At 37.3% G+C, this 11,884-nt stretch carries 9 protein-coding genes; 7 read left to right on the forward strand and 2 right to left on the reverse strand.

Features of this window, described 5'->3' with window-relative positions:
• Nucleotides 1-64: 64 nt before the first annotated feature.
• The 5 genes from spoVK (at nt 65) to glnA (ending at nt 5,501) form a co-directional block, all read left to right on the forward strand.
• Complete coding sequence (gene spoVK, locus MKY30_RS17845) at nt 65-976, forward strand: stage V sporulation protein K (RefSeq protein ID WP_147207863.1); 912 nt, start codon at nt 65-67, stop codon at nt 974-976.
• A gap of 89 nt (nt 977-1,065) precedes the next feature.
• Complete coding sequence (hflX, locus tag MKY30_RS17850) at nt 1,066-2,307, forward strand: GTPase HflX (protein WP_156985375.1); 1,242 nt, start codon at nt 1,066-1,068, stop codon at nt 2,305-2,307.
• 4 nt (nt 2,308-2,311) lie between these two features.
• Nucleotides 2,312-3,553, forward strand: a complete 1,242-nt coding sequence (locus MKY30_RS17855) for a methionine gamma-lyase family protein (protein ID WP_147207861.1) — start codon at nt 2,312-2,314, stop codon at nt 3,551-3,553.
• A 115-nt stretch (nt 3,554-3,668) separates the two neighbouring features.
• Complete coding sequence (locus MKY30_RS17860) at nt 3,669-4,076, forward strand: MerR family transcriptional regulator (protein ID WP_281289808.1); 408 nt, start codon at nt 3,669-3,671, stop codon at nt 4,074-4,076.
• An 87-nt stretch (nt 4,077-4,163) separates the two neighbouring features.
• Nucleotides 4,164-5,501, forward strand: coding sequence for a type I glutamate--ammonia ligase (gene glnA / locus MKY30_RS17865; RefSeq protein ID WP_147207860.1), 1,338 nt, complete (start codon nt 4,164-4,166; stop codon nt 5,499-5,501).
• A 914-nt stretch (nt 5,502-6,415) separates the two neighbouring features.
• Here glnA and MKY30_RS17870 read toward each other — a convergent pair.
• Together MKY30_RS17870 and MKY30_RS17875 are read right to left on the reverse strand one after the other, a co-directional pair.
• A complete protein-coding gene (locus tag MKY30_RS17870) occupies nt 6,416-7,810 on the reverse strand; it encodes an aspartate kinase (RefSeq protein WP_147207859.1) in 1,395 nt (464 codons plus the stop codon).
• A 370-nt stretch (nt 7,811-8,180) separates the two neighbouring features.
• Entirely contained in the window at nt 8,181-8,414 is a 234-nt protein-coding gene (locus MKY30_RS17875; RefSeq protein ID WP_147207858.1) for a DUF2627 domain-containing protein, read from the reverse strand.
• Between the two features lie 201 nt (nt 8,415-8,615).
• On the opposite strand from MKY30_RS17875, the gene MKY30_RS17880 reads away from it, so the two are divergent.
• Nucleotides 8,616-10,649 carry a sigma 54-interacting transcriptional regulator gene (locus MKY30_RS17880; RefSeq protein ID WP_147207857.1) on the forward strand — a complete coding sequence of 678 codons (2,034 nt, stop codon included), beginning with the start codon at nt 8,616-8,618 and terminating at the stop codon, nt 10,647-10,649.
• Nucleotides 10,650-10,784: 135 nt separating this feature from the next.
• Nucleotides 10,785-11,882 carry a Leu/Phe/Val dehydrogenase gene (locus tag MKY30_RS17885; protein WP_147207856.1) on the forward strand — a complete coding sequence of 366 codons (1,098 nt, stop codon included), beginning with the start codon at nt 10,785-10,787 and terminating at the stop codon, nt 11,880-11,882.
• The last annotated feature ends 2 nt before the right edge of the window (nt 11,883-11,884 follow it).

Below are 11,884 nucleotides of genomic sequence, written 5' to 3' on the forward strand. Positions count from 1 at the left end.
AGGCATTTGTCACCCCTTTTCAGTTATCTGCGTATATTGTTAATGAATAAGGGGTGATGAAGAATTGGCACAAGCGGAAGGTTATAAAAATGGCCGTATTAATATCATTTTACACGAGAATACACAGCAGCCCGGCAGAGAGGTCCGTGTAAAAAAGCAAAAACATTCGCCACTTGAAATAATAGATAAAGAATTTGCATCTTTTGTCGGCTTAGATGATTTAAAAACGTCTATTAAAGAAATCTACGCAAATATTCTTATAAATGAAAAGAGGAAGGAGCAAGGTTTAAAAAGTTCAAAACAGGTTCTTCATATGCTGTTTAAAGGGAATCCTGGAACAGGAAAGACAACGGTTGCCCGAAAATTAGCAAAGCTCTATCATAATATAAATATTCTCTCCAAGGGCCATTTTATCGAGGCAGAACGTGCGGATTTAGTAGGGGAATACATTGGGCAGACAGCACAAAAAACAAGAGCCGTCATACAGAAGGCGATGGGCGGTGTTTTATTTATTGATGAAGCATATTCCTTATCACGAGGCGGGGAAAAGGATTTTGGCAAAGAGGCAATTGACCTGCTGGTAAAACATATGGAAGACTCAAGAGAGGATATAGTATTGATTCTTGCAGGTTATCCTCGGGAAATGGATCGTTTCCTTACAATGAATCCTGGTCTTGAATCCAGATTTCCATTTATTTTAGATTTCGATGATTACTCTGTTGATGAATTATTAAATATTGGTAGCCGAATGCTTACGGAAAGACAATATCAACTATCTAAGCCGGCAGAATGGAAGCTTCGCAATCATTTAACAAGAAAACTCCGGGAGGATACAATTAATTTTTCTAACGCAAGATATGTAAGAAACGTAATTGAAAAAGCAATACGTATGCAGGCAGTTCGATTACTGACCTCAGAACAGATTGTATCCAGGGATTTAATTATTTTAACAGAGCAGGATTTGTTGCTAGAATAGAAATAGTGGGTATGATATATATAGGGCATTTTTTTCGCATCAGGAAAGCAAAAAAATTATGTACCAAAGCTATAAGAAAGAGGTAGGCTATGACATTAGAAAATGTATTAGTAATTTCGGTTAACCAATCCCAAAAACCAGAACGTCAATTTCAATCTTCTTTAGATGAATTGATCTCTTTGTGTAAAACTGCCGGGGGTCGGGTACAGCATGTGATTACGCAAAATCGGGACCGTGTCCATCCAGCCACTTATATCGGTGAGGGGAAGCTTCAAGAGGTTGCCCGGATTGTAGAGACGGAGGAAATTGATTTAGTTGTAGCTAATAATGAGTTATCGGCTGGTCAAGTCCGCAATTTAGCAGATGTACTGGATGTTCGTGTTCTTGACCGGAGTCAATTAATATTGGATATTTTTGCAATGCGTGCACAAACAAAGGAAGGGAAGCTCCAAGTAGAATTGGCTCAATTGGAGTATCTGCTTCCCCGTTTGCATGGACAAGGGGCAAATTTATCAAGACTGGGCGGTGGAATCGGGACAAGAGGTCCGGGAGAAACAAAATTAGAAACAGACCGCCGGCATATTGAAAGAAGAATCTATGATATAAAACGTCGTTTTCAATTAGTAGTGAAGCAGCGCGATCAGTATAGAAAGCGGAGGAGAGCAAACGATGTCTTTCAAATTGCCATTGTGGGTTATACAAATGCCGGAAAATCGACTATTTTTAATCGTTTGACAAATAGCCAGTCGTTAGAAGAAGATCAATTATTTGCGACTTTGGATCCGCTTACCCGTCGCATTCAATTGCCCAGCGGATTGAAAAGTTTAATCACGGACACGGTAGGCTTTATTCAAGATCTCCCTACTGCACTTATTGCAGCGTTTAAATCAACTCTGGAGGAAGTGAGGGAAGCAGACTTTCTATTGCATATAGTGGATATTTCTGATCCTGATTTATCACAGCAGCAGGAAACAGTCCGTAAACTTTTAACTGAATTAGATGCTGGCCATATCCCTGTATTGACTGTTTATAATAAAAAGGACCAGCTGAAAGCAGATTTCTTTTTAGCTAATCAATTCCCTAATATTCAAATCAGTGCATTGAAAGAAGAAGATTTACAAACATTATTAGCAAAAATAGAAGAGGTATTAAAGGAAGAATGGGATTTATTTGACATTGTATTAGATTCGAGTGAAGGAGATTTAATATATCAGCTGCAATCTGCTGCGTTAGTAGTTAAAAAAGAGCTGCTGGAAGAAACAAATCAATTTCATGTTCAGGGTTATGTCAGAAAAGATCATCCATTTCACCGTTTTGTAGAGGAGAAGTAAATAAATGCATGCAGAATCACTAGTTATAGAAGCAGAAAAAGATTGTTTGGAAGGTCATCAGTATATTCAAGAAATTGTAGAGAAAAATCAAAGACGTGTCCTGGAGGCCTTCAGGAATCATCGGATCAGCGATACACACCTGCAGGGAACAACAGGCTATGGATACGATGATTTGGGCAGAGAAGGATTAGAAGCAGTATATGCCGAAGTATTTGGCGGAGAAGATGCCGTTGTACGTCCGCAAATAGTTTCCGGGACACATGCTATTACAACCGCTTTATTCGGTGTACTGCGCCCGCAGGACGAGCTGGTTTACATTACAGGACATCCATACGATACATTGGAGGAAGTAATCGGAAAGCCGGGAAAAGAAGAAGGATCACTCGCCGATTTTCAAATTGGCTATCGCGAGGTTGCTTTAAAAAACACAGGAGAAGTTGATTTTGAAGAGATAAAAAGAAGCTGGACAAAAGAGACAAAAGTAATTGCTATTCAGCGCTCAAAAGGTTATGGTACAAGACCTTCCTTTACAATTGATGAAATAAAAGAAATGATTGCTTTCGTAAAAGAAATAGACTCCTCTGTTATTGTATTTGTGGACAACTGTTACGGGGAGTTTACAGAAATAAAGGAGCCCTTGCATGTCGGCGCCGATTTAATTGCGGGATCTCTTATTAAAAATCCTGGGGGAGGACTGGTACGGGCTGGGGGCTATATTGCGGGTCGCAAAGACCTCATCCATTTATGTGCTAACAGACTGACAGCCCCTGGTCTCGGCAAAGAAACAGGAGCTTCTCTTTGTATGCTTCAGGAAATGTATCAGGGCTTCTTCATGGCTCCGCATACAGTAGGAGAGGCTTTAAAAGGGGCTTTATTTACAGCGCGATTTTTAGAGCTTTCAGGCTTTAAAACATCCCCTTCATATCAGGAAAAAAGAACAGATCTGATACAAACAGTTACATTTAACAGAGACGAGGAAATGATTGCTTTCTGTCAGGCAATTCAAGAGAATTCACCAATAAATTCATATGTAAAACCCTATCCCAGTGAAATGCCGGGTTATGAGGATCAGGTTATTATGGCTGCAGGTACATTTATTCAAGGAGCAAGTATCGAATTATCGGCAGACGGACCAATTCGTCCTCCTTATACAGCCTATGTTCAAGGAGGATTAACCTATACACATGTGAAAATTGCTATTGTCGAAGCTGTGAAAACATTGGAAAATAAAGGTTTAATTTCTTAGCCAACGGGAAAAAGAAAGTAAAGCACGATTTGTATGTTAAAGAACCTAACACTTAATTGACATTAAATCTGACATATTATATACTGAACACATTAACAAAGAAGGGGGTCATCTTTTGAATGATATGGATCGTCGTTCAATGCCCTTATTCTCTATAGGAATAGTAATGAAATTAACCGAACTGACTGCAAGACAAATTCGTTATTATGAAGCAAATGATTTAATCGCTCCAGAGCGGACAAAAGGAAATCAGCGTCTATTTTCATTTAATGATGTAGACAGGCTGCTTCAAATCAAAGATCTCTTAGACAAAGGATTAAATATGGCTGGAATTAAGCTTCTGCTGGATGAAGAGAAAAAAGAAATTCTGGAGGCAGTCCCGGAGAAAAAGAAAAAAACTCCAGCTAATCTGACCGATGAAGAGCTTAGAGGAATTTTAAAGAACGAATTAAATGAAGCAGGCAGATACGGAAAAGCAAGTATGAGACAAGGGGAATTAGCACGTTTTTTTGTGAAACGCTAGTATCAGGTTAAAAAGATTTCTGACTGCACATCCAATGTAGTGAAGACTTTCTTTTCATATTATCAAAGATTTTTAGGAGGAGAACAAATGGCTAAGAAATTGACCAAAGAAGAAATTATAAGTCAGATTAAGAAGGAGAATGTACGTTTTATCCGTCTGCAGTTTACAGATATGCTCGGGACGATTAAAAATGTTGAAATTCCTTTAAGCCAATTAAACAAAGCCTTAGATAATAAAATGGCTTTTGATGGATCCAGTATTGAAGGGTTTGTACGTATTGAGGAGTCAGATATGCTCCTGCACCCTGATTTGGATACATTCATCGTATTTCCTTGGACTTCCGAAAAAGGAAAAGTGGCGCGCTTTATCTGTGACATCTATAATCCGGATGGTACTCCATTCGCAGGCTGCCCGCGTTATAACCTGAAGCGCAACCTGGAAAAAATGGAGGAATTAGGGTTTGATGCGTTTAATATTGGTGCAGAACCGGAGTTCTTCTTATTTAAACTGGATGAGAATAGAGAACCTACATTGGAATTAAATGACCATGGCGGCTATTTTGATTTAGCCCCAACCGACTTAGGCGAAAATTGCCGTCGTGATATTGTTTTAGAGCTTGAAGAAATGGGCTTCGAGATTGAAGCATCCCATCATGAGGTTGCACCTGGACAGCATGAAATTGATTTTAAATATTCTGATGCAATAAAGCATGCGGATGATATTCAAACCTTTAAATTAGTAGTAAAAACAATTGCCAGAAAGCATAATCTGCATGCAACATTTATGCCGAAGCCTTTATTTGGAGTGAATGGCTCTGGAATGCATGTGAACATGTCTCTTTTCAATGGCAAAGAAAATAAATTCTACGATACAAAAGGTGAATTAGAGTTAAGTAAAACGGCTTATCAGTTTATCGCCGGAATTATTGAACACGCAACAAACTTCACTGCAGTAACAAACCCGACAGTGAACTCATATAAACGATTAGTACCGGGCTATGAAGCGCCTTGTTATGTAGCATGGTCAGCTTCAAACCGCAGTCCGCTTGTGCGTATTCCAAGCTCCCGCGGATTAAGTACACGAGTAGAAGTCCGCAGTGTAGATCCGACAGCAAACCCATATATGGCATTGTCTGTTCTATTGGCTTCGGGCTTGGATGGTATTAAGAGAGAGTTAGAAGTTCCAGAGTCTGTTGACCGCAATATCTATGTAATGAATAAAAAAGAACGTGAAGAAAATGGTGTAAAAGATTTACCGTCTACGTTGAAGGAAGCAATGAACCTGCTTGAACAGGATGAAGTGCTTGTAGATTCTTTAGGTGAGCATTTATTTGAACACTTTATTGAGGCGAAGGATATAGAGTGGGATATGTTTAGAACTACTGTGCATCCATGGGAGCGCGAGCAGTATTTGACCAACTATTAACTCGTGTTGCTTAGAACGTTGATTTAAGCAAAGTTAATCTGTCTCGTTCTATAAAAATGACTGTAAATTTAATATTTATTATAAGATACTGTGCAAGTACTATTCGTACTTGCACAGTATCTTTTTTTGCACAATATAGAAGTATAAGAAAAAGGATGACTCTAAAGCGTGTTCCGAGACAGAGTTTGCGCACATCGTTCACCTGTCGGACAATGCTGGTGAAGGCGTACAAATAAACGTTATTTCATCTCGCTAACGAAGAACTAACGCTTACTCCTTCGATATAGAATAAAATAGATTCCGGCTAAAATAGGTGTAGCTATAGAGATGGAGATGATAAAACGATTTTTTATTTGATCAAAAAAGTGATAGGTAATATAAATGAATTCTAAACCACCGCCTCGGTATTATATGCGGTTAAATATAGTGTTTTCATTACCGTCGTTAGTAAAGAGATACGTTACTCCCAATTTTTGATGGTTGTTTTCGTATTTTTTAGATTCTATAGGGAGTTCTTCATTTTCTTTTGGGTAACACAGTACACTTCACTAATATTTTCCGAGGGAGGATATACCCAAATTTCAGCAGTTTTGCTACAATGATGGGCTGGTAAGGACGATTCGTTTACTTCTATTTCATTTTTTGCTAATTATCCAGGAAAAGCTGCTTTTGATAAATGATTCATATAGTCAGCGGTCCAACAATGATAAAAAGCATGCAAGATATTGCAAATAAAGAGGTGCCTTATAAGCATTTTTCAAGTATTCAACAACCTTCCTGTCAGTAGATAAGTATTATATGTTTGAAGCGATATTTTTTGTTTCATAAATCAGGGGGAATCAGCAAGGTTGTTCAGAGATAGAAAAAACACCGCTTTAAACAGACAATCTGCTCAAAACGGTGTTTAAAAGTTATTAATGACCTTTTGCTGACACAGAAGGAAACTTTAAATTAGATTCATCCTCAGTAAAAAATTCTTTATACAATGATTGAATTGCTCTCTCCAAATCAACAGCATGAACACCGAACATCATAGATACTTCAGAAGATCCTTGGTTAATCATATCGATATTAATACCTGCCTTGGCAAAGGAGGCAGTTGCTTTGGCTGCAACACCAACTGTATTTACTAATCCTTCTCCAACAACCATAATCACAGCTAAATCACGATGAATACTTACGGTATCTACATGTAATTCATTACGGATCCTGTCGATAACCACCTGTTCTTTATCCGGTGTAAACCGGTGGTCTCTAAAAATAACAGACATATCATCAATTCCTGAAGGAGCATGCTCAAAGGAGATTCCTTCGTCCTCAAAAATGTTCAGAAGCTTTCTGCCAAAACCGACTTCACGGTTCATTAAAAATTTACTTACATATAAACTGCAGAAGCCGACATCACTTGCAATTCCGACAACACATTGGTCTGTAGCATCTCTTTCAGCAACGACCATAGTGCCGGGCGCATCTGGATTATTTGTGTTTTTAATACAAACTGGGATTTGCTCTTTAAACGCAGGTATAAGTGCTTCATCATGAAAAACAGAAAAACCTGCATAAGAAAGCTCACGCATTTCCTTATAGGTTAATACGGTAATATCCTTTGGATTTTCCACGAAATTCGGGTTTACCGCAAAAACAGAATCTACATCTGTGAAATTTTCATATAAACTTGCTTTGGTACCGGCAGCAAGAATAGCTCCTGTAATATCTGACCCGCCACGCGAGAAGGTAACTAAATCATTTTCTTTAGAATAACCAAAGAATCCTGGAACTACTGAAACGCCATCACGTTCACGGAGCTGATAAATAATAGAAAAGCTTTCGGGTAACAGCTGAGCCTGCCCGGGCTCATTACTTACAAAAATTCCTGCTTCTTTCGGATTAACATAACTTGCATTTAAGCCTAACCGTTGTAAATAAGCACTTACTATTTTAGCGGAGCTGTCTTCTCCAATAGATTTTAAAGCATCCAGCTGTCCTAATGGCGATGTATCGAATTGCAGATATTTTTCAATCGTTTGCTGGATATCTTCTAAAATATCATTACCCAGCTCTAAATCATTTATAATTTCTTGAAATCTTTCCAAGATTCTTTGTAAATGCTGCTCATAATCTTGATTATTTTGTTTTGCATAGCAAAGGTCTATTAGCAAATCCGTCACTTTTACATCATCGGAGAAACGTTTTCCTGGCGCAGATACAACAATAACCTTTCGGGAGGGATCTGACTTAATGATGTTCGCTACCTTTTTAATTTGTGTTGCATTTGCTACAGAACTTCCTCCAAATTTTGCTACTTTCATTTGATGATCCCCCATTTCAAAATTTCCTCCATAAACTACTAAAATAATATGAAGATTTAATACTTGGTATTTTTTATTTTTATTAATATAACATATTTTCTGTTAAATTAAAGTGGAAAACGAAAAAAAGAAAGAAAAACGACGAAAATAACGCTTTCATTCCGCTAAATTAATTTTAAAATTACAATTTCAGTTAATCTGGAATAAAAAACAAGTTTTAATAATGGATTATTAAAGATGATCTGAGATGTTTTCAGAGTATGAATTCAAAGTTGCATTACATATAAATGAAACTTGAGTCAGCAGTGCTTTTACTGATGATTTGCCGCAATAAAATAAAAAATTCTGTCTCTATATAGAACAGAATTTTTCAGCTTTGCGTTTTCTTTTCCTGGTTACGTTTCTTCCTGTCTCTATAAATGATAAAGCCGCCGAGAAAAACCAATCCGCCTGCAAATAATATCAGACCGACAATAAATTGAATACTTCCGTAAATAAAAATAGGATAGAACTCATTAAAAAGCGTATCACGCATTAATTTAATGCCAAAAGCTGCAATCAGCCCGGGAATAAACAGGATGATTAGAGCGAGGTTTCTTTGCATAAAACTCGAACTCCTTTATAAATACTTCCAATGACTTCTTCTATTGAGCACTTTTAAACTGATATGTACTTCCATTATATTTTTAACATCGACATAAGTATATCAAAATAAGTCGAAAAATAGAAATAGAATTCGTTTGCTAAATTATGCATGGTATCGTATGATGAAAGTGTGCAAATAAATTCAAGGTGGATGAAAAGTATGAAGAAAATCCTGATAGTCGGCGCTGGAAAAGGTGGTACAGCATTATTTCGCCTATTTAAAGAAACAAAACGAATGAAAATTTGTGCAATTGTTGACAAGGATCCGAATGCTCCTGCCATGAAGTTAGCTGAAGAGATGAACGTTCATACAAGCACAGAATGGAAAGAGTGGATTCACCATAATATTGATATAGTCGTTAATGTAACAGGCGAGGAAGATTTATTTGAAAAAATGATAGAGCTCTTTCCTAGAAAAACAATCATTATTCCCGGATCTGTAGCAAATATTATTTATGAATTAATTCATGAAAAGACAATATTAACGAATGAAGTAAAGGTACAGGCAAACCGCCTGGAATTAATTTTAAATCATATGAATGACGGTATGATTGTTGTTAATAAAGACGAGCAGGTCCAGCTGCTAAATCGGCGGGCAGAACAGATTCTTGGCAAAAAGGAAAGAGACTACATAGGGAAGCATGTAAAAGAACTGTTGAAAACCAGCCGTTTGTCACATGTTTTAAGAAGTCAGAGAAAAGAATTAAACCAAAAAACAATTTTAGATAACGGCAAGAAAGTAATTGCATCACGTATACCAATTATTAATAAAACTGGTGATTTGGTTGGAGCTTTTGCTGTTTTCAAGGATATTACAGAAGTAGTCCAACTAGCAGAAGAAAATACAGATTTAAATGAAATAAAAACAATGCTGGAGGCAATTATTAAATCTTCTGATGAAGCTATCAGTGTTGTTGATGAAAATGGAAATGGCTTAATTATTAATCCTGCTTATACACGTTTAACCGGGTTAACAGAAAATGAAGTAATTGGTAAACCGGCAACAGTGGATATATCTGAAGGAGACAGTGTTCATCTGAAGGTTTTAAAAACCCGCCGTGCTGTTCGCGGAGTACATATGAAGGTTGGCCCTGCAAGGAAAGAAGTCATTGTAAATGTTGCACCGGTTATTGTTCAAGGGAAAATGAAAGGCAGTGTCGGTGTACTTCATGATGTCAGTGAATTACAATCTGTGACAAAAGAGTTAAAAAGAGCTAGGCAGATTATCCGTAATTTGGAGGCAAGGTATACGTTTGATGATATTATCGGCAATTCACCAGAAATGAAACTTGCTTTAGAACAGGCAAAAGTAGGTGCAAAGACGCCGGCAATTGTTCTTTTAAGAGGAGAAACAGGTACTGGTAAAGAGCTGTTCGCTCATGCTATACATCATGAAAGTGACCGCAAATATAATAAATTCCTCCGCGTTAATTGTTCAACATTGTCTGAATCAATGCTTGAGAAAGAATTGTTTGGTTCAGCAGATGAGAAATTAATAGGCAGAAAAGGCTTGTTTGAGCAGGCTAATAATGGGAGCATCTTTCTTGATGAGATTGGTAATCTCTCCTTAACTATTCAGGAAAAATTACTGCGTGTGCTAAAAGAGAACCAGGTGATTCCTGTTGGAGCAACAAAGCCTATTTCTGTTGATGTCCGTGTTATTGCCGGGACGAATATTAATTTAGAGAAGGCTGTTATGAATAAGAAGTTTCGGGAGGATCTTTATTATCAGATTAATAAACTGCCAATATCCATTCCATCATTAAAGGAGCGGAAAGAGGATATACCTGTACTGGTCGAACATATTATTTATCAGCTTAATGAAGAATATGGGAAAAATGTTCAGGGGATATCTGATGAAGCTCTGGATAAGCTGATGCAATATCATTGGCCGGGTAATATAAGAGAAATGGCTAATGTGATAAGTCATTCCATGATATTTATTGGTAATACAGAGGAACAGATTGAAGTATCTCATTTACCGGAACTTCAAACAAAGCAAAGTACATTTTCAGAAGGCAGTGTGGAAACAGAGAAACCGCTAAAATTACAAGAAGCACTGGACCATTATGAAAAAATGTATTTGCAGGAAGTTTATCAGAAATGTAATAAAAATAAGACTAAAACAGCAAAAGTTCTACAAATATCTGTTCGCAATCTCTATTATAAGCTTGAAAAATATCGGATTGAGTAATATATTCTGCAATATTTTGCAGATTTATATAAATAGAGGATGAAGATAATCATCCGACTTAAAGCATATTTAAAATTTTATAGATAAATATAAGTTAGATAATAATTTATCGTGATTTATTCAGGAGGGGTAAATATGGAAATCTTTAATTACTTGGAGAAATATGATTATGAACAACTGCTTTTTTGTCAGGATAAACAATCAGGACTGAAAGCTATTATTGCAATACATGATACTACGTTAGGGCCGGCACTGGGAGGAACCAGAATGTGGACTTATGCTTCAGAGGAAGAAGCAATTGAGGATGCACTGCGGCTGGCAAAAGGAATGACATATAAAAATGCTGCTGCCGGTTTAGATCTTGGCGGCGGAAAAACAGTCATTATAGGAGATCCTAAAAGGGATAAGAATCCGGAAATGTTCCGTGCATTTGGACGCTATATCCAAAGCTTAAGCGGCAGATATATTACCGCTGAAGATGTAGGCACTAATGAATCGGATATGGATCAAATTGCGCTGGAAACAGAATATGTTACAGGAGTGACTTCTTATAGCGGAGCAGCAGGAAATCCTTCACCGGTTACTGCACTTGGAATTTATCAAGGAATGAAGGCAACAGCTAAAGAAGCTTTTGGAACAGAATCCTTAGAGGGTAAAGTCATTGCTGTTCAAGGAGTCGGAAATGTTGCTTACAGCTTATGTAAATTATTGCATGAAGAAGGTGCCGAGTTAATAGTAACAGATATCAATAAGAATGCAGTTCAGCGCGCGCAGAATGATTTTAACGCAAAAGCAGTAGATCCAGATGATATTTACGATGTGGATTGTGATATCTATGCACCTTGTGCACTTGGTGCGACCATTAATGATAATACAATTCCGAGACTAAAAGCCAAGGTAGTTGCAGGATCTGCTAATAATCAGCTGAAAAGCCATGAGCATGGTGATATCCTGCATCAAAGAGGAATCTTATATGCACCGGATTATGTAATTAATGCTGGTGGAGTAATAAATGTTGCTGATGAATTAATTGGTTACAATCGTGAGCGTGCATTACATAATGTACAGCGCATATACAAAAATCTGGAGCAGGTATTTGCGATTTCGAACCGCGATCAAATACCAACATATATCGCAGCTGACCGTCTTGCGGAAGAAAGAATTCAGGCAAAGAAGAATTCCCGCAGCCAGTTTATTATAAATGAACGAAATATTTTAGATCATAGACAATAAAA

This window comes from Oceanobacillus sp. FSL W8-0428, from assembly GCF_038004405.1.
In the GTDB taxonomy this organism is placed as follows: domain Bacteria; phylum Bacillota; class Bacilli; order Bacillales; family Amphibacillaceae; genus Oceanobacillus; species Oceanobacillus sojae.

Coding starts and splice junctions, on each gene's coding strand:
- hflX (WP_156985375.1), top strand. CDS start 1,066: ATGACATTAGAAAATGTATTAGTAATTTCGGTTAACCAATCCCAAAAA.
- MKY30_RS17855 (WP_147207861.1), top strand. CDS start 2,312: ATGCATGCAGAATCACTAGTTATAGAAGCAGAAAAAGATTGTTTGGAA.
- glnA (WP_147207860.1), top strand. CDS start 4,164: ATGGCTAAGAAATTGACCAAAGAAGAAATTATAAGTCAGATTAAGAAG.
- MKY30_RS17870 (WP_147207859.1), bottom strand. CDS start 7,810: ATGAAAGTAGCAAAATTTGGAGGAAGTTCTGTAGCAAATGCAACACAA.
- MKY30_RS17875 (WP_147207858.1), bottom strand. CDS start 8,414: ATGCAAAGAAACCTCGCTCTAATCATCCTGTTTATTCCCGGGCTGATT.
- MKY30_RS17880 (WP_147207857.1), top strand. CDS start 8,616: ATGAAGAAAATCCTGATAGTCGGCGCTGGAAAAGGTGGTACAGCATTA.
- MKY30_RS17885 (WP_147207856.1), top strand. CDS start 10,785: ATGGAAATCTTTAATTACTTGGAGAAATATGATTATGAACAACTGCTT.